This is a genomic window from Nocardia sp. NPDC051570, from assembly GCF_044454005.1.
In the GTDB taxonomy this organism is placed as follows: domain Bacteria; phylum Actinomycetota; class Actinomycetes; order Mycobacteriales; family Mycobacteriaceae; genus Nocardia.
In genome coordinates, this window is sequence record NZ_JBITDI010000005.1 from 390,748 (window position 1) to 409,677 (window position 18,930).

The window sequence follows — 18,930 nt, forward strand, 5'->3', positions numbered from 1 at the left end:
TGGGGGGGCTGGCGGGGGTGGTGTGTCCTAGGGCCGTTTCCGTGTTACTTCTCACCCCCCCCCCCCCCCCCCCCCCCCCCCCCCCGCGCCGCAAACCTCGCAGGTGAACTTTGTCGTGGTCGCGGGTGTTCGGCGTCCGTTCAGCGGTTGATTACCGCTCGGTGGAGGGTGGGGTTCGTCGCGTGCGTAGCGGCGCCCGAACGACGAGCCGCGCCGCAGGCCTTGCAGGTGGATCTCGTCGTGGTCGCGGGTGTTCGGCGGTTGGAGAGGCGGGTGATTACTGCTCAGTGGAGGGTGGGGTCGAGTGGGGTTTGTTGCGTACGCAGCGGTCCCGAAACGGCGAGTCGCGCCGCAGACCTCGTAGGTGAGCCTCGTTGCGGTTGTGGGTGTTCGGCGTTGGTTCAGCGGTTGAGGAGGCGGGTGATCACTGCTCGGTGGAGGTCGGGGTCCAGTGGGGGGAGGCCCAGGAGGGTGCGGAGGTAGATGCCGTCGCCTGCCAGGCGGATCAGTTCGGCTTGGACGGGGTCGGGGACCTCGGCGTCGAGGCCGTCCTTCCAGGAGTTCATGACGTCGGTGAGTGCTCGTTGGAGCTCGTCGTCGGCGGGGGCGTGGGGGGCCTCGAGTGTGCGCATGGCGGCGACCATCGAGCGGTAGAGGGCCAGCTCCAGGGCGTCGGAGTCGTTGTGGGGGTTGGGGGTTTGCAGGTACCACTCGGCTACCGAGCGGCCCTGGGCGGTGGCCTGGGCCAGTTGGTCGGTGGCGCGTTCGCCCAGGCGGCGGACCAGGCCGGCCAGCAGGGCGTCCTTGGATTTGAAGTGGTAGAGCAGGCCGCCCTTGGAGACGCCGGCGGTGGCGGCGACGTTTTCCAGGGTGACCTGGGACATGCCCTTGTCCACCAGCAGTGTCTCGAGGGCGTCGAGGATCCGGTCGCGGGTCGTTGTCACGGGCATCACTGTACCGTCCGGACGGTAAGTCTGTTACTGTACCGTCTGGACGGTAAGAAGACGGACGGAAGTCGAGAGAACCATGAACACCGCCATCACCACCTCGCGCCGGGCCACCGCTCGGGATTGGGGTGGGCTCGGCGTGCTGGTGCTCGCGCTGCTGCTCATCTCCGTGGACGCGACCGTGCTGGATATCGCGGTTCCCGCCATCAGCGCACACCTCGCCCCGACCACACCGCAGCTGCTGTGGATCATCGACGTCTACTCGTTCGTGCTCGCCGGTCTGCTGGTGACCATGGGCGCGCTGGGTGATCGGATCGGTCGCCGCCGATTGCTGTTGATCGGCGCGGTCGGCTTCGGCCTGGCCTCGGCGGTCGCGGCCTGGTCGGTCACGCCCGAGATGTTGATCGCCGCGCGCGTATTGCAGGGCATCGCGGGCGCCACCCTGATGCCCGCGACGCTGGGCCTGATCCGGGCCATGTTCACCGATCCGCGCCAGCGCACGATCGCGATCGCGGTGTGGAGCGCGATGGCCGGTGGCGGTGCGGCCCTGGGTCCGCTGCTCGGCGGCTGGCTGCTCGAGCACTTCTGGTGGGGTTCGGTCTTTCTGATCAATCTGCCGGTGATGCTGGCGCTCGTCGCGCTGGGCCCGATCCTGGTGCCGGAGTCGCGCGATCCGAATCCGGGCCGATTCGATCTGATCAGCGCCGGACTGTCGATGCTCGCGCTGGTGCCGGTCGTGTACGCGATCAAGGAGATCGCCGCGCACGGTATCGATCTCGCGATGATCGGCATCGCCGCGCTCGGCGTGGTCGCCGGTGTGCTGTTCGTGCGGCGGCAGCGGGCGCTGGCCGATCCGATGCTGGATCTGCGGTTGTTCGCGCTGCCACGGTTCCGCACGGCCGTGCTGACCAATCTGCTGTCGGTGTTCGCGCTGGCCGGTGTGCTGTTCTTCGGTTCGCAGTATCTGCAGCTGGTGCTGGGTCGTTCGCCGCTGGACGCCGGGCTGCTCCTGCTGCCGGGCATGCTGGCGAGCATGGTCGCGGCGCTGGCCTCGGCATGGCTGGTGCGGATGTGGCGGCCGGGTCTGGTGCTCGGGGCCGCGCTGGTGGTGGCGGCGATCGGCGCCTCGCTGTTCGCGTTGTTGAGCGCCGATCCGGCCGGTGGCGTATGGCCGTTCGTCGCGGGCTTCCTGTTGGTCGGGACGGGTGTCGGTGTGGCGCTGACGATTTCGTCGGACATGGTGGTCGGGTCCGCGCCGGCCGAGCGTGCCGGTGCGGCGGCCGCGGTCTCCGAGACCGCCTATGAGGCGGGTGTGGCGCTCGGCGTCGCGATTCTCGGCAGCGTGGTCATGGCGGTGTTCCGCCACGGCCTGGACGTCTCGTCGGTGCCGCAGGACCGGTTGGCACCGGCGCGCGAATCCCTCGGCGGCGCGGTGGAAACCGCGCGGCAGCTGCCCGAGCACGTGGGCGCGGCGCTGCTGGACTCCGCGCATACGGCCTTCGTCTCCGGCCTCCACGTCGCCGCGATCGCCACGGCCCTGATCCTGCTGTCGGTCGGCTGCTACGCCGCCCGCGCGAGTACCGCACCGGTCCGGGTGAATGACGAATCCGCCGAACGGAATTCGGACCACCCGCGGGTCGGGGCGGACCACTGACAGGTCCCCGAACCCGGTGCTGCCGTGCGTACCGTTACCGGCGCACGGCAGCACCGGCGGGTGGTGATCCGCACTGCGGTCCCGATGTGGATGCGATGACAGCGCGGGCGTGAGTCGGATCGCGGGTCCGTCCGCGTCGACTTACAGTGGACGCGTATGAGCGCTGTCTCGACGCCGTCGCAGCCATCCAGCGGGAACGGGCTGCCCTTCGATCCGGCCGATCCGGACTTTCTCGCCGATCCCTATCCGACCTTCGCGCGGCTGCGCGAGCGCGGTGAGGTGCATCCGCATCCGGGTCTCGGTATGGCGATCGCGGTCTCGCATGCGGCCGCGGCACAGGTATTGCGTGATCGCGCACTCGGACGGATCTGGTCGGATGCGCGACCGGCCGACCGATTTCCCGCATTCAATCTGCTGCACCGGCATTCGATGCTGGAAAGCGAGCCGCCGACGCATACGCGGTTGCGGAGTCTGGTCTCGGCCGCGTTCGGGCGCGGTCATGTCGATCGGCTGCGGCCCGCGGTCCATCAGCGGGCCGCGACCCTGGTCACCCGACTGCGCGCCGCCATCGCCGACACCGGCAGTGCCGATCTGCTCGACCATGTCGCGGCCCCGCTGCCGGTACAGGTGATCGCCGATCTGCTCGACGTCCCGGAACCCGATCATGGCCTGTTGCAGCCGTGGTCGAACACGATCGTGAAGATGTACGAACCCGGCCTGGCGGAGCATCGACGCGATGAAGCCGAAAGCGCCGCAGCGGAATTCGTCGCCTATCTGCGCGATCTGGTGGCCCGGCGCCGCACCCAGCCGGAGCCGGGCCTGCTGAGCGATCTGATCGCGGTCACCGATGCGGGCGGACCCCTGTCCGACGACGAGCTGGTCGCGACCGCGGTGCTGCTGCTGATGGCGGGTCACGAGGCGACCGTGCACACCATCGGCAACGGTGTCCTGGCCCTGATGCGCCACCGGGACCAGTGGCAGCGGCTCGTCGACGATCCGGGCCTCGCCGTCACCGCGGCGGACGAATTGATCCGCTACGACGCGCCGTTGCAGATGTTCGAGCGCACCGCGACCGCCGAGGTCGTGATCGCCGGACACCACCTCGCGCCCGGCGACAAGATCGCCGCCCTGCTGGGCGCCGCGGCCCGTGATCCGCGGGTGTTCACCGATCCGGACCGGCTCGACATCGCCCGCTCACCCAATCCGCATCTCGGCTTCGGCGCCGGAATCCACTACTGCCTCGGATCGCCCTTGGCGCGAGTCGAGGTGGCCGCGGCGCTGACGGAACTGGTCCGGCAGCTGCCGTCGCTGGAACTTGCCGCGGAACCGACGCGACGTCCGGAGTTCACGATTCGAGGGGTGCGGGCGCTGTCGGTCACCGCATAGGCCGGATGTTCGCGCTCCGCACCCGACCGCCGATCTCGATGCGGCCGTCCGGCAGCGACCGAGTGTGGATCACCGAGCCTCGCCCCTGCGTGATCTCCAGGGCCCGGCCGAGTCTCGCGGTGAGCAGCAGTGCGGCAGCGCCGGTGGCCTCGTCCTCATCGATGCCGTCGCCGCGGCCGGGGAAGGCGCGGGCGCGGATCCGGCCCGAGGGCTCGTCCTGCCAGGCCCAGGCGTAGATCCATTCACCCGGGGGCGGCACGGTCAGATCGTCCACCTCCGCGGCCGAGTCGTGCTGCCGGAGGGTTCTCGGCGGGACCCAATCCGCTTGGGCGGCAATCCAGGTGAGTTCGCCGTCGCGACGCGCTTCGACCCGGCCCGCGCGGGTCATCAGCGTCGCCGCGCCGAGCAGCCATGCGGTTCCGACGCAGGGATGGCCCGCCCAGGGCAGCCGGGTCGACGGTGTCCAGATGTCGATCGTCCCGCGCCTGACATCGTCGACGAAGACGGTTTCGCTGAAACCCACAGTGCGGGCGATCGTCAGCCGCCGCTCGTCGGTGTCCACCCCCGCGCGGACGATGCCGAGCTCATTGCCGAATCCCCCGTCGGGGTCGCAGAAGACGCGGACCACTTCATGTTCGATCACCCGCTCAGTCAAGCGCAATCGGCTATGAGTCGCCGAATCCGGGCCGATCGGTATCGTGCCCGATTTGCTTTGGAAAGGGCTGGCACCAGGCTGTTTTCGATGTTCTACGTGAAACATCGTGGTGGCCAACCCGTTTCGACTGTGGCGTGGATTACTCCGACCGCGCGCCGGGCGGAAGTTCGCGGCGACCGCGAGAGTCCAATTCCGGAGTGCCCGACCGACCCGGCACGGCATCGCGCCGGTCGCCGCCCGGCAGACCATAACCGGATCCGGCCTGACTCGGCGGCAGCGCCGAATAGCGCGGATCGTGGTACGCCGCATCGACCACCTGCGCGGCGATCTGCTCGGCATATCCGGGCTGCGCGTACGGCTGCCCGGAATCCTCCGAATTCACCGTGACCTTACGGGTGCGGCGCAGGGTGAAGGTGATCTCCTCGGCCTCCTCGAAGGCCTGGCGCACCGTGCGCAGCGGATGTGTCGCGGTATCGATCGCATTGGCGACGAAGGACGGCACCAGCGGCCGGATCCAGCGCGCGGCGGTATCGGTGAAGGGCACCGTGCCGATCACCGGAAGTTCCAGGCCACCACCCTGTTTCGCGACCGGAGTCCCGGTGCGCGCGGGAACCAGCGCGGCGGCGTCGAGCCGCGCGGGTAGAGCGGGCTGGTTGAGGTTCCCCTCCTGTGCCACGGAGTTGTCCTTTCGGTCCTCGGCCGGAGCGCCGGCCGGAAGTTGTGCGAGCGCCTCGAATTCGGCCACCGCGCGACGCTGCGGTTCGGTGACGCCGATCTGGAGGTTGCCGATGGCGGCGACGATCCGCTTGCGCTGGCGCTCGCGATCGATGGCGGTGTCGGCATGTGCGGCCAGGCGGGCCGAGGCCAATTCCTGTTCGGCACGCAGCCTTTCGGTCTCGGCGTACGCCTCGGCGCGCTGGACGGCGACCGCGGCGGCGGCCGCCTGTTCGGCGCGTTCGGTGACCGTGCGGGCGGCCATGCGGCGATCGAACGAGGTCTCCCCGCGCCACCACCGCAGCAGCTGCGGCAGCAGGGCCAGCAGCACGCCGATCACGAGGGTCGCCAGCCGCAGCAGCAGCGCGCCGCCGTGGCCGATCGTGTACTCCTGCATGGCCTGCCAGCGCGCGCCCAGACCGCGGTCGCCGGTGTGGAAGGCGGCCGCGCGGGCCTGGTCGAGGGCCTGCTGCTGATCGGAGATCCGGGTGTCGAGGGGCCCGATCTGGTTCTGCGCCGCCGTGAGTCGACCCCGTGCGTCGTCGAGCAGGGCGTTATCGGTCTGGGTCTCCGGGCCGCGGCCGGGCACTCCGGTGATCTTGGTCTGTGGGCATTGCGGCGTCGGATTGTATTCGCAGCGCGCGATCACCAGGGTCTGATCGATATCGCCCTGTGCCTTGGCGATCGCCTGATCCAGCCCGGCGCGATCGGCGCGGGTCTGGTCGAGCCGGGTGCGGGCGGCGACCACGGCCGGTGCGGATTCGCCGTCGAGCCTTGCCCTTTCGTCCAGCTGTCGATTCACCGTGCCGCCGAGCAGCACCGTGCTCGCGAGCTCGGCGATCAGCACACCGGCCAGCGCCGCGACGGTCATGCGGCCGAGCAGATCGCCGCGCCGCCGCATGGCCGAGAGCATCCGGCCCGACAGCGACGCCGTCACCAGCGCCCGCGACATCGCGCCGAAGATCAGCACGGCGAGCAGCGCCACCACGAGGATCACCGCGAACGGCCAGTGCGCGGCCGCGCCCGCGAGCGCCACCACGATGCCGGAGATCACGGCGAACAACAGCACCGTCGCGCCGCTGACGGCATATCCGGCCCGTTCGTGCGGGTCGTCGACCTCCGGCCCGGCGCCGCCGAGCCAGGTGAGCAAGGAAGATGAGGGGCCGCCCAAGGTCATGGGGATTCACATCCTCTACGTCCCAGTCGTTTTCGCAAGCCGGTCCCAGCGTGACAGGCGGGCCCGGATTCCACCGACTGTGGCGGCGGTGTTGTGGTCAGGCTCACATCGTCGAGATCATCGGCGCGCGGGAGCGATAGCGGTTCCCTATTCTCATGAGGTGAAGGCTTTCCGGGCGCAACGGATCGGCCGGTCTGCGAGGCGCGAGGACAGGAGATTCGCGGATGCGCGTGCGTGCGCTGGTATTGGCGGCCGCGGTGGCCTTCGGAGTGATCTCCGTTGAGGCGCTGCCCATGACCCGTGACCCGGTGGCCCATGCCGATCCGATGGCCGAGCGGCCGCTGGATCGGGTGGTCGAACTGGCCCTGACGCGACTGCGGACCGGCGATACGGTCGCGGCCGCCAAATGGGTGAGCGCCGCCGCGAGCGGCACCGAGCCGGTGATCGACGATCCGGCCCGCGAGGCCGTGGTCTACGACGCGATGGCCCGGGCCGGTGCCGAGCTCGGCGTGCCGGAGGACTGGGTGCGGCAGGTGTTCTTCGGGCAGATCGAGGCCAACAAGATGGTCCAGCGCGGCCTGCTCGCGCGCTGGCGCTTCGATCCGGCCGCCGCGCCCACGACCGCGCCGAATCTAGCTGCGGTCCGGCCCGTCATCGATCGGGTGAACGGCGAGATCGTCGCGCAATTGGCGGCGCATCGGGCCGAACTGTCCGGACCGGGATGTGCCGAACGCCTCGCGACCAGTGTCTTTCCGTCATTGACGTCCGGGAGTGCCGATGCCCTGCATCAGGCCGCGCTGGTCCGGGCGAGCGCCGCGCTGTGTAGCCCGGACTAATGTGACATATCGCACAGCCATGGGTTTGCTGGAATTGTGCTGGAGGCCGATTCGGTAAAGCAGGCCGTACGGTCGGAACATTGGCGAGGCTCGTCGTCCAGGTATCCGAAATGTCTCGCCCAGGTGTCCGGGAAGTTAGCCGCCTTACAATCCGGTTTGTCCGTGACTCACCGGGGGAATACTGCTGCGATGCAGGTGGGAGAGCTTCCCGGAACTATCGGCCCGGTTCCGGGGGCGAGCTCGCGTGGCCATCGGTTCCCGTGGCGAATGCGACGCGGAGATCCGGGATGCCTGCTTTACACTGGACAACGCGCAGGTAGCGGAGGACCGATGAAGACGCCCAGGTAGATGCCATATTTAGCACAACCTAAGTTGGTTGGGCTCAGGTCCTGACTTATCGTTTGCTCTTGATGCCGGGTACGAAATGCCCGGCTACACCGCCCGATTCGGCCACGAGCCGGTTGGCGTACAGCCTAGCGGGCGACACCGGCGCGGCGCGTAAGGAACCTGTAAGTTCCGCTACCGCCGAGCACCCGACGAAGACATCCAAAGCGGGTGGACAACTGGAGAGTTGACTGCACGGGATGACCATCAGCGCGGCTGGTCTCCGAACGTCCGGACGCAGTCTAGACGCAGGCGTTCGACGAAGGCCCCATTCATCGAAGGCCTGATTCTTTTGAAGGCAGAGGCATGACGCAACTTCCTGGCCACAGGTCCCCTGGACCGATCGGGCTCTACGACCCGGCGAACGAGCACGACGCCTGCGGCGTCGCATTCGTCGTCGACATGCACGGCCGTCGCAGCCGCGACATCGTCGACAAGGCTATTACGGCGCTGCTGAATCTGGAGCATCGAGGCGCTGCCGGCGCCGAACCCAATTCGGGTGACGGCGCGGGCATTCTGATCCAGATTCCGGACCGGTTCTTCCGGGCGGTCGTCGATTTCGAGTTGCCGGCCGAAGGCTCCTACGCCACCGGTATCGCCTTCCTGCCGCAGGCCCGCCGCGAGGCCGCGCGCGCCTCCTATCACGTCGAGAAGATCGTCCGCGAGGAGAACCTCGAGGTGCTCGGCTGGCGCGAGGTGCCGATCGACGAATCCTCGCTGGGCGCGCTCGCGCGCGATGCCATGCCGACCTTCCGGCAGATCTTCCTGGCCTCGCCGAAGGATTCGGCCGAGCAGCTGATCGGGATGGACCTCGAGCGTCGCGCCTACGTCGTGCGCAAGCGCGTGGAGCATGAGCTGGGCAAGCTCGGTGCGGGTGAGGGTCCGGTCGGCAAGGAGACCGTCTACTTCCCGAGCCTGTCGGGCCAGACCTTCGTCTACAAGGGCATGTTCACCACGCCGCAGCTGCGGGCGTTCTACCTGGATCTGCAGGACGATCGGGTCGAGTCGGCGCTGGGCATCGTGCATTCGCGCTTCTCCACCAACACCTTCCCGTCCTGGCCGCTGGCCCATCCGTTCCGCCGCGTCGCGCACAACGGTGAGATCAACACCGTCACCGGTAACGAGAACTGGATGCGTGCCCGCGAGGCGCTGCTGAACTCCGATGTGTTCGGCATCGACCACGAGGGCAACAACCGGCTGGAGAAGATCTTCCCGGTCTGCACCCCGGGCGCCTCGGATACCGCGCGCTTCGACGAGGTGCTCGAACTGCTGCATCTGGGCGGGCGCAGCGTGGCACACGCCGTGCTGATGATGATTCCGGAGGCCTGGGAGCGGCACGAGTCGCTGGATCCGGCGCAGCGCGCGTTCTACCGCTACCACTCCTTCCTGATGGAGCCGTGGGACGGCCCGGCCTCGGTGTGCTTCACCGACGGCACGGTCGTCGGCGCGCTGCTCGACCGCAACGGCCTGCGCCCCTCGCGGGTCTGGGTCACCGACGACGGCCTGGTCGTGATGGCGTCGGAGGTCGGCGTGCTCGATATCGATCCGGCGAAGGTCGTGCGCAAGGCCCGGTTGCAGCCCGGTCGCATGTTCCTGGTCGACACCTCGCAGGGCCGGATCATCCGCGACGACGAGATCAAATCGCAGCTCGCGTCGGAGTTCCCGTATCAGGAGTGGCTCGACAACGGCCCGACCAAGCTGGGCGATCTGCCCGACCGCCCGCATGTGCATATGGTCCACGACCGGGTGAAGATCCGGCAGCAGATCTTCGGATACACCACCGAGGAGCTGAGCCTGCTCGTCACGCCGATGGCCACCACCGGCGGCGAGGCACTGGGCTCGATGGGCACCGACACCCCGATCGCGGTGCTCTCGGCGCGCCCGCGGCTGCTGTTCGACTACTTCTCCCAGCTCTTCGCGCAGGTCACCAACCCGCCGCTGGATGCGATCCGCGAGGAGGTCGTCACCAGCCTGCGCAGCATGATCGGCCCCGAGGCCGATCTGCTGCATCCGACCCCGGAGTCGTGCCGACAGATCACGCTGACCCAGCCGATCGTGGACAACGACGAGCTGTCCAAGCTCGTGCATATCAACGACGACGGCTCGCATCCGGAGCTGCGCTCGGTGGTCGTGCACGGCCTGTATCCGGTCAAGAAGGGCGGCAAGGGACTTCGTAAGGCCCTCGACGCGATCAACGACCAGATCTCGGCGGCCATCGACGGCGGCGCGCGGATCATCATCCTGTCCGACCGCGAGTCGAACGAGAAGCTGGCCCCGATTCCGTCGCTGCTGCTGACCTCCTCGGTGCATCACCATCTGGTGCGCGAGCGCACTCGCACCAAGGTCGGCCTGGTCGTGGAGGCCGGTGACGCCCGCGAGGTGCATCACATGGCCCTGCTGGTCGGCTTCGGCGCGGCCGCGATCAATCCGTACATGGCCTTCGAGTCGATCGAGGACATGATCGAGCGCGGCGCGCTCCGGATGCCCGGCAGCACCGGCGATCTCGCGGCGGACTACCGCAAGGCGGTCGCGAACTACAACAAGGCGGCCGGTAAGGGCGTGCTGAAGGTGATGTCCAAGATGGGCATCTCCACCATCGCCTCCTACCGCGGCGCGCAGCTGTTCCAGGTCGTGGGTCTGTCGCAGGAGCTGTGCGACAAGTACTTCGTCGGCATGACCTCGCCGCTGGACGGCATCGGCCTCGACGAGATCGCCGGCGAGGTCGCCGCGCGGCATCGAATCGCCTTCCTGGAGAACCACAATGAGCGCGCGCACCGCGAGCTCGAGGTGGGCGGTGAGTACCAGTGGCGGCGTGAGGGCGAGTACCACCTGTTCAACCCGGATACGGTGTTCAAGCTGCAGCACGCCACCCGCACCGGCCAGTACAAGGTCTTCAAGGAGTACACCCGGCTCGTCGACGACCAGTCCGAGCGGCTGGCCTCGCTGCGCGGTCTGTTCAAGTTCAAGGCCGAGGGCCGCAATCCGATTCCGATCGATGAGGTCGAATCCGCCGCGGCGATCGTGAAGCGCTTCTCCACCGGCGCGATGAGCTACGGCTCCATCTCCGCCGAGGCGCACGAGACCCTCGCCATCGCCATGAACCGCCTCGGTGGCCGCTCGAATTCCGGTGAGGGCGGCGAACATCCGGCCCGCTTCGAGGTCGAGGAGAACGGCGACTGGCGGCGCAGCGCGATCAAGCAGGTGGCCTCGGGCCGCTTCGGCGTGACCGCGCACTACCTGACCAACTGCACCGATATCCAGATCAAGATGGCCCAGGGTGCGAAACCCGGTGAGGGTGGCCAGCTTCCGGCGCACAAGGTCTATCCGTGGGTGGCCGAGGTGCGGCATTCGACACCGGGCGTCGGCCTGATCTCGCCGCCGCCGCATCACGACATCTACTCGATCGAGGATCTGGCGCAGCTGATCCACGACCTGAAGAACGCGAATCCGCAGGCGCGGATCCATGTGAAGCTGGTCGCGGAGCCGGGCGTCGGCACGGTCGCTGCGGGCGTGTCCAAGGCGCACGCCGATGTCGTGCTGATCTCCGGTCACGACGGCGGCACCGGCGCCTCGCCGCTGACCTCGCTCAAGCATGCGGGCGGTCCCTGGGAGCTCGGCCTGGCCGAGACCCAGCAGACGCTGCTGCTCAACGGTCTGCGCGACCGGATCGTGGTGCAGGTCGACGGTCAGATGAAGACCGGCCGCGATGTCATGATCGCCGCACTGCTCGGCGCCGAGGAGTTCGGCTTCGCGACCGCGCCGCTGGTGGTCTCGGGCTGCATCATGATGCGTGTCTGCCATCTCGACACCTGCCCCGTCGGCGTCGCGACGCAGAATCCCGTCCTGCGCGAACGCTTCACGGGTAAGCCGGAGTTCGTCGAGAACTTCATGCTGTTCATCGCCGAGGAGGTGCGTGAGCTGCTGGCCTCACTCGGCCTGCGCACGCTCGACGAGGCGATCGGCCGGGTGGATCTGCTCGACACCACCAAGGCCAATGAGCATTGGAAGGCCAGCAAGCTGGACCTGTCGCCGATCCTGGCCGATGCCGAGACGGCGTTCATGTACCAGGACCGCCGCTGCACCAAGAGCCAGGACCACGGCCTGGACAAGGCGCTGGACAATCAGCTCATCGCCCAGGCCGCCGATGCGCTCGAGCGCGGTAAGCCGGTCAAGCTCGATACCAAGATCACGAACGTGAACCGGACCGTCGGCACCATGCTCGGCCACGAGGTGACCAAGCTCTACGGCGGCGCGGGCCTGCCCGACGACACGATCGACATCACCTTCACCGGTTCGGCGGGTAACAGCTTCGGCGCGTTCGTCCCGGCGGGTATCACGCTGCGCGTGTTCGGTGACGCCAACGACTATGTGGGCAAGGGTCTTTCGGGCGGTCGCCTGATCGTGCGCCCGTCGCTGAACGCCCCGGCGGCGTTCGCGGCGGAGGAGAACATCATCGCGGGCAACGTGATCCTGTTCGGCGCCACCAACGGCCAGGCCTTCATCCGCGGCGTGGTCGGCGAGCGCTTCGGCGTGCGTAATTCGGGTGCGGTCGCGGTGGTCGAGGGCGTGGGCGATCACGGCTGTGAGTACATGACCGGCGGCCGCGTGGTGATCCTCGGCGAGACCGGGCGCAACTTCGGCGCGGGCATGTCCGGCGGTGTCGCCTATGTGTACAACCCGAACGACACCTTCGAGGCCAACCTCTCGAGCGAGCAGGCCGATGCGATCGAGCCGCTGTCCGGTGACGATTTCACCTGGCTGCGCGGCATCGTGTCCCAGCACCGCGACGAGACGGGTTCGGCCGTGGCCGAACGCATCCTGAGCGATTGGTCGCAGCAGGTGAACCACTTCGTGAAGGTCATGCCGCGCGATTACAAGAAGGTTCTGCTGGCCATCTCCGAGGCGGAGAAGGCCGGACGGGACGTGGAGAAAGCAATCATGGAGGCAGCCCGTGGCTGAGCATGCAGGATCGGCGACGGGGAACAAGCGCTGTAACCATTCAAAGCCGCCCGTGGCTGACATGACCCGCACCGGACTTGATGGGTGCGCCGAGCCGGCGCGTGAGGCGGGAGCCGACAATGGGTGACGCACAAGGATTTCTGAAGCACACGAACCGGGAGCTACCGCAGCGCCGGCCGGTTCCGCTGCGCCTGATGGACTGGAAAGAGGTCTACGAGCAGGGTTTCGAACACGACACCCTGCAGAAGCAGGCCAGCCGCTGCATGGACTGCGGTATTCCGTTCTGCCACAACGGATGTCCGCTGGGGAATCTGATTCCCGAGTGGAACGACCTGGTGTACAAGGGTGCGTGGCGCGAGGGCATCGAGCGACTGCACGCCACCAACAACTTCCCGGAGTTCACCGGGCGGCTGTGCCCCGCGCCGTGCGAGGCGTCCTGCGTGCTCGGCATCAATCAGGATCCGGTGACCATCAAGCAGGTCGAGGTCGAGCTCATCGAGAATGCCTTCGACGAGGGCTGGGTGACTCCGATCTACCCGACCCGGCTGACCGGTAAGAAGGTCGCCGTGGTGGGTTCGGGTCCGGCCGGTCTGGCCGCGGCCCAGCAGCTCACCCGGGCGGGCCATACGGTCACGGTGTTCGAGCGCGACGACCGCATCGGCGGCCTGCTGCGCTACGGCATTCCGGAATTCAAGATGGAGAAGCGCTTCATCGACCGCCGGATGGCGCAGATGGAGGCCGAGGGCACCATCTTCAAGACCGGTGTGAACGTGGGCGTCGACATCACCGCCGCGCAGCTGCGCGAGCGATTCGACGCGGTCGTGCTCGCCGGTGGCGCCACCATCGCCCGCGATCTGCCGGTGCCCGGCCGGGAGCTGGCCGGTGTGCATCAGGCGATGGAGTATCTGCCGCTGTCCAACCGCGTGCAGCTCGGCGATGCCATCACCGATGACGAGGGCCTGCCGCCGATCAACGCGCGCGGCAAGAAGGTCGTCATCATCGGTGGCGGTGACACCGGCGCCGACTGTCTCGGCACGGCGCACCGCCAGGGCGCGGAGAGTGTGCACCAGTTCGAGATCATGCCGCGCCCGCCGGAGGAGCGGGCCGAGGTGACCCCGTGGCCGACCTATCCGCTGATGTACCGGGTGTCCTCGGCGCATGAGGAGGGTGGCGAGCGGGTGTTCTCGGTCAACACCGAACGCTTCGTCGGCGCGGACGGCCGGGTCACCGCGCTGCAGGCGCATGAGGTGCGAATGACCAACGGCCGCTTCGAGAAGGTCGAGGGCACCGATTTCACCCTCGAGGCCGATCTGGTCCTGCTCGCGATGGGTTTCACCGGCCCGCAGAAGCAGGGCCTGCTCGAGGAGCTCGGCGTCGGCTACGACCAGCGCGGAAACGTCAAGCGTGACAACGACTGGCAGACCACCGTGCCCGGCGTCTTCGTCGCCGGCGATATGGGCCGCGGCCAGTCGCTGATCGTCTGGGCCATCGCCGAGGGCCGTGCCGCGGCCGCGGCGGCCGACCGGCATCTGGAGGGCGATACCGCCCTTCCGGCGCCGATCGTGCCGACCGCGGTCGCTCAGCGCTGATCCTTCGCTCCCCGGAAAGGGCGCTCGCGAACCGATATTCGCGAGCGCCCTTTCTGTTGCCTTCGGGCCTCGCCCGCACCACCGCGAAATGACGGAAATCGGACGTCTTCGAAGCGTCGAATAGCAACTGGCGCAAGGGCCCTTTATCCTGAGCAGCGGTGTGGCGCCGAATCGGTGCGGTATGCGCTCGGCACGACGAGTGACACCCGCGGTACGCCGCGGGTTAACCGGCCCGCAAGACGGCGACTTCACCATGTCAGCAGAAGTATCGGGATGCCCTGGTACCGGGGCAGGCTTGGACTGGAGCAGTATGCGGTTGAAGAAGTTGGTCGCGGCTGCAGGGGCAGCGGCGGTGGTGCTGTCCGGCATGGCGCTCGGAACCGGTACCGCCACTGCGGATCCCGGCTGCCCGAGTCTGTATGTGGTGGCCATCCCCGGAACGTGGGAGACCGGTGACCATCGCCCCGAGGATATGCACGGTCCGGGCATGCTCGCCGGGGTCACGCGCGGTCTGCCGAGGTCGGCCGATGTCGATTACGTCGACTACGCCGCCACCGCATTCCCCTGGGAGGGCGATGTATACGGCGCGTCGAAGAAGCAGGCCATCGATAACGCGCGCGGTCTGATCAGCGCGATGGCGGCCCGCTGCGGCGGCACCCACTACGCGATCGTCGGCTACAGCCAGGGCGCGGACGCCGCGGGCGATCTCGCCGCCGAGCTCGGCACCGGCCTGGGAGTGGTTACGCCGGACCGGATCGACGGTGTGGGCCTGATCTCCGATCCGCGGCGGTCGCCGCTGGACGTGCAGGTGGGCCCGGCGGTCGGCGGAGCGGGTGCGGGCGGGCCGCGGCCCGGCGGCTTCGGTTTCCTCAGCGATCGGGTGCGCACCATCTGCGCCGAGGGTGATCTGTACTGCTCGACCGACGATCAGGACTACGTCACCCGATTCGCGGGCTTCCTGGCGCAGGCCTCCGGTGCCACCGCCGCCAACCTGTGGCGCTATCAGCTCGAGGCCGGTTCGATCCTCGGCGATCTGATGTCGCACGGCGGCATTCCGATGCTGCAGTCCCAGCTGTCCGACGATGCCAACCAGGAGCGGGTCAAGCAGTTGGAGCAGTTCTACGGCTCCGGCACCCACACCTCCTACGGCGGCTACGCGGTCGGCAACGGTCAGACCGCCATCACCTGGATGCACAACTGGATCGCCGGAATGGCGTGAGAGTTCCGTCCTGACGGGCGAATTCGAGTGTGGGCCGCTCCCGACGGGGGCGGCCCACACCGCGTTTCGGGGAGCCGATCAGAAGGAGCCGGTGCTCGGGAGCTGCGGTGGGAAGTAGGGGCCGGGGCCCTGCTGGCCGTGGTCCCAGTCGTGGTGATGATCGTCGCGATCGCCGGGCTGCCAGCGGTGATCGCCCTGCCCGTGATCGTCGCGATCGACGGCGATCACCGCGGGAGCGTCGTTCGTGGCGGCGAATGCGGGCACGGCCAGGGCCGACAGGGGAACTACGGCGAGCGCGCCGACGACAGCGATCCGGGTGGCCAGCTTGCGGGCGCGAAATGATTTGGTGCGCAACGGAATACCTCTCTCTGGATTTCGTGAGCCGCGCGTTCGCGCCTCATGGGTCCCATACAAGCGGCCGGGCCTGGGATAGCTGTGCGGTGCGCCTGGCAATCTCCTGGACGACGAGGGCCGCTCCCCCGCAGATGGAGCGGCCCCGGATGAGTACGTCAGAACGAGCCGGTCGACGGCAGCCCGCCACCCTGCCAGCCCCCACCCTGCCAGGCCGGTCCGGGCCCGCCCTGCCACGGACCCATGTCGTGGTGGTGATGGTGGTGATGGTGGAACCAGTCGATCTGGGTGGCGCTGGGGGCGTTGACATCGGCCAGCGCGGGCGCCGCGACGGCGACCAGGGGGAGCGTTACCAGCACTGTCGCTGCGGCGAGGCGCGCGACCAGACGTGGGGATTTCTTGATGGAGAGCACGAGAGTTGCCTTTCTCCCCGACCGGATACCGATGGCCGGGATGACTCGATGGAGTGAGCCGAACTCCATTGGCTCACGGCCCTCCATGCAACGTCACACCACTGGGACGGCGGTGCGGTGCGGCTGGCAATCGGCTGGGAGTATCAGTCAGCCCGCTGACCTGCGGCGAGATTGCGCGGGAGCAGATCCCAGACGTGACCGTTCTCGTTCACGGTCGCGGCCGTGCGGGCGCCCGTGCGGGAGTACAGGATCCGGGTGATCGAACAATAGTCGATCGGGAAGGTCAGCGGGCGGGCCAGACCGAGCACGTCCTGTAACAGCACGTTGATCACCCCGCCGTGCGCGAAGACGACGACGGTGTCGTCGGGACCCGCGGTCGAGACGATCTCCTCGATCGCGGCGAGTACGCGCGCGACGAAGGCCGGGCCGTCGATCTGTTCGGGCAGATGTCCCGCCTTGATGCGCCGATAGGCGGCGCGGAACTCCTCGAGCAGCTCCGGCGACGGCGCGGCGGCATCGGTGGGCGCCGCGCCCGTCGCCCAGCCGCGCGCGGCCTCGATCGGGACGTAGGCGGGCAGTTCGCGATCGTATTCGGCGAGTCCGTCCAGCACGTCGATCGCCAGGCCCAGTTTGTCGGCGGTCGGTGCGGCGGTCTCGCGGGCGCGGCGCTGCGGACTGCTCACCACCCGCGTGATCCGATGCGGTCCGACCTCGAGCCGGGCCAGGGTGGCGGGCACCCGCGCGGCCTGTTCCACGCCGAATTCGGTCAGGCCCGGATCGGCGGGTCCGGAGGTCGCCAGGGCGCGTTCCGGCTGGGCGTGACGCACGAGTACCAACTGCACGTCTCCACTCTGCCGTACCGCTCGGTGTGACCTTGTTCGCACCGGCGATGAATTCCACCGGGTCGCCACGTCGTCATTGCTGAGCGCGCCCAAATTCGGTTGTCCCGCCGGATTTTCGGCAGTTAGCGTGCATCGACTCGGGGCGATCGATCGGCGGAGGTGTGTTGTGGAAGGTACGGATCACAGACCGGCGGAGGCCGGTCCATCGCGGCAGAACAGATGGGCGGCGCTGTATCTGTTGTGCGGCGGGGCGTTGATGATCGTCCTCGACGCCACCATCGTCAACGTCGCCCTGCCCGCCATCGAGCATGAGTTGAACTTCACCCAGGCCAGCCTGGCGTGGGTGGTGAACGCCTATCTGATCGCGTTCGGCGGTCTGCTGTTGCTGGTCGGCCGCCTCGGTGACCTGATCGGGCGGCGGCGGATGTTCCTGGCCGGACTGATCGTATTCACCGTCGCCTCCGCGCTGTGCGGTCTCGCGCAGAGCCAGGCCATGCTGATCGCGGCGCGGTTCCTGCAGGGCGCGGGCGGCGCCATGACCATCGCGGTGGTGCTCGGCATGATCGTGGCCATGTTCCCCGAACCGCGGGAGCAGGCGAAGGCGATCGGGGTGTACGCCTTCGTCGCCTCGGCGGGCGGAGCGGTCGGGCTGCTGGCCGGCGGCGTGCTGACCGAGGTGAACTGGCATCTGATCTTCGCCATCAACATCCCGATCGGCATCGTGATCGGCGTGGGCGCGCTGCGGGTGCTGGATAACGATCGCGGTCTGGGTCTGAAGGAGGGCACCGACGTCCTGGGCGCGGTATTGATCACCTCCGCACTGATGCTGGGCGTCTACACGATCGTGAAGCCCGCCGCGGAACTCGGCTGGACCGCGGGGCGCACCCTGCTGCTGGGCGCGCTGGCGCTGGCGCTGCTGGCCGCGTTCGTGGGCTGGGAGGCGTGGACCGAACATCCGCTGATGCCGCTGCGAATCTTCCGCTCGCGCAACGTCTCCGGTGCCAATCTGATCCAGGTGCTGGTCGTGGCCGGTATGTTCGGCATGTTCTTCCTGGGCACGCTGTACATGGAGAAGGTGCTGGCGTTCACGCCGATGCGGGTCGGGCTGGCGTTCCTGCCGATCACGGTCCTGATGGGCACGCTGTCGGTGCGCTACTCCGAGCGGCTGATCATGCGATTCGGCGCGCGCAGGACGCTGGTTCCGGGTCTGACCCTGATCCTGATCGGGCTGCTGCTGTTCACCCAGGCCCCGGTCGACGGGAGCTACTGGCTGCACGTCTTCCCGGTGATGGTCCTGTTCGGAACCGGTGCGGGCCTGGCCTTCCCGGCCCTGATGAACCTCGCGATGTCGGGCGTCTCGTCCCGGGACGCGGGCATGGCCTCGGGCCTGGCCAACACCACGATGCAGGTGGGCGGCGCGATCGGCCTCGCGGTGCTGGCCACCCTGTCCGGCAGCCGCACCGAGAACGATATCGCCGGCGGCGTATCCGAACTCGCCGCGCTGACCAACGGCTTCCACGTGGCCTTCGCGGTCGGTGCGGGTTCGGTCGTCGGGGCGCTGGTCGTGGCGATCCTGGTGCTGCGCTCGCGGCCCGCCGAAGATCCGGATGCGGAATTGGATGGGCTGCAAGGGGAGATCAAGACCGTGCACATCATGTGATGTGCCCTTGTTGTCCCGGCGAAAAGCGTGCCGGGACAACAAGGGACTGGGGGAGGGGCGTGCGTGCCTCCAACCCCCGTTCCCAGTGCCCAATACTTTGTTCCCGGCGTGCCCAATACCTTGTTCCCGGCGTGCTTTTCGCCG

General features: G+C 68.3%; 13 protein-coding genes. 7 read left to right on the top strand and 6 right to left on the bottom strand.

What is annotated here, in order from left to right:
- Nucleotides 1-401 precede the first annotated feature (401 nt).
- A complete protein-coding gene (locus ACIA76_RS15195) occupies nucleotides 402-950 on the bottom strand; it encodes a TetR/AcrR family transcriptional regulator (protein WP_397152378.1) in 549 nt (182 codons plus the stop codon).
- Nucleotides 951-1,026: 76 nt separating this feature from the next.
- Here ACIA76_RS15195 and ACIA76_RS15200 point away from each other — a divergent pair, with 76 nt between their 5' ends.
- The gene (locus ACIA76_RS15200; RefSeq protein ID WP_397152379.1) at nucleotides 1,027-2,601 is read left to right on the top strand and encodes an MFS transporter; all 1,575 of its coding nucleotides are present in this window, start codon (nucleotides 1,027-1,029) and stop codon (nucleotides 2,599-2,601) included.
- 156 nt (nucleotides 2,602-2,757) lie between these two features.
- Nucleotides 2,758-3,987, top strand: a complete 1,230-nt coding sequence (locus tag ACIA76_RS15205; protein ID WP_397152380.1) for a cytochrome P450 — start codon at nucleotides 2,758-2,760, stop codon at nucleotides 3,985-3,987.
- On the opposite strand, the gene ACIA76_RS15210 is transcribed toward ACIA76_RS15205, so the two are convergent.
- Nucleotides 3,977-4,630 (bottom strand): PhzF family phenazine biosynthesis protein, encoded by a 654-nt coding sequence (locus tag ACIA76_RS15210; protein ID WP_397152381.1) that lies wholly within the window; start codon nucleotides 4,628-4,630, stop codon nucleotides 3,977-3,979. The two genes, ACIA76_RS15205 and ACIA76_RS15210, sit on opposite strands and share 11 nt — an antisense overlap.
- A gap of 151 nt (nucleotides 4,631-4,781) precedes the next feature.
- A complete protein-coding gene (locus ACIA76_RS15215; protein ID WP_397152382.1) occupies nucleotides 4,782-6,533 on the bottom strand; it encodes a DUF4407 domain-containing protein in 1,752 nt (583 codons plus the stop codon).
- A 224-nt stretch (nucleotides 6,534-6,757) separates the two neighbouring features.
- Between ACIA76_RS15215 and aroQ the strand changes: the two genes are divergently transcribed.
- The 4 genes from aroQ (at nucleotide 6,758) to ACIA76_RS15235 (ending at nucleotide 15,520) form a co-directional block, all read left to right on the top strand.
- Nucleotides 6,758-7,369 (top strand): gamma subclass chorismate mutase AroQ, encoded by a 612-nt coding sequence (gene aroQ / locus ACIA76_RS15220; protein ID WP_397152383.1) that lies wholly within the window; start codon nucleotides 6,758-6,760, stop codon nucleotides 7,367-7,369.
- 690 nt (nucleotides 7,370-8,059) lie between these two features.
- Nucleotides 8,060-12,712: a glutamate synthase large subunit gene (gltB, locus tag ACIA76_RS15225; RefSeq protein WP_397152384.1), complete on the top strand. Its 4,653-nt coding sequence runs from the start codon at nucleotides 8,060-8,062 to the stop codon at nucleotides 12,710-12,712.
- A gap of 119 nt (nucleotides 12,713-12,831) precedes the next feature.
- Entirely contained in the window at nucleotides 12,832-14,301 is a 1,470-nt protein-coding gene (locus tag ACIA76_RS15230) for a glutamate synthase subunit beta (protein WP_397152385.1), read from the top strand.
- Between the two features lie 310 nt (nucleotides 14,302-14,611).
- Complete coding sequence (locus ACIA76_RS15235) at nucleotides 14,612-15,520, top strand: cutinase family protein (protein ID WP_397152386.1); 909 nt, start codon at nucleotides 14,612-14,614, stop codon at nucleotides 15,518-15,520.
- Nucleotides 15,521-15,598: 78 nt separating this feature from the next.
- On the opposite strand, the gene ACIA76_RS15240 is transcribed toward ACIA76_RS15235, so the two are convergent.
- The 3 genes from ACIA76_RS15240 to ACIA76_RS15250 all read right to left on the bottom strand — a co-directional run bounded on the left by ACIA76_RS15240 (nucleotide 15,599) and on the right by ACIA76_RS15250 (nucleotide 17,126).
- Nucleotides 15,599-15,874, bottom strand: coding sequence for a hypothetical protein (locus tag ACIA76_RS15240; RefSeq protein WP_397152387.1), 276 nt, complete (start codon nucleotides 15,872-15,874; stop codon nucleotides 15,599-15,601).
- Nucleotides 15,875-16,029: 155 nt separating this feature from the next.
- The gene (locus ACIA76_RS15245) at nucleotides 16,030-16,284 is read right to left on the bottom strand and encodes a hypothetical protein (RefSeq protein WP_397152388.1); all 255 of its coding nucleotides are present in this window, start codon (nucleotides 16,282-16,284) and stop codon (nucleotides 16,030-16,032) included.
- 143 nt (nucleotides 16,285-16,427) lie between these two features.
- Complete coding sequence (locus tag ACIA76_RS15250) at nucleotides 16,428-17,126, bottom strand: histidine phosphatase family protein (protein WP_397152389.1); 699 nt, start codon at nucleotides 17,124-17,126, stop codon at nucleotides 16,428-16,430.
- Between the two features lie 166 nt (nucleotides 17,127-17,292).
- Between ACIA76_RS15250 and ACIA76_RS15255 the strand changes: the two genes are divergently transcribed.
- The gene (locus tag ACIA76_RS15255) at nucleotides 17,293-18,786 is read left to right on the top strand and encodes an MFS transporter (protein WP_397152390.1); all 1,494 of its coding nucleotides are present in this window, start codon (nucleotides 17,293-17,295) and stop codon (nucleotides 18,784-18,786) included.
- Nucleotides 18,787-18,930 lie beyond the last annotated feature (144 nt).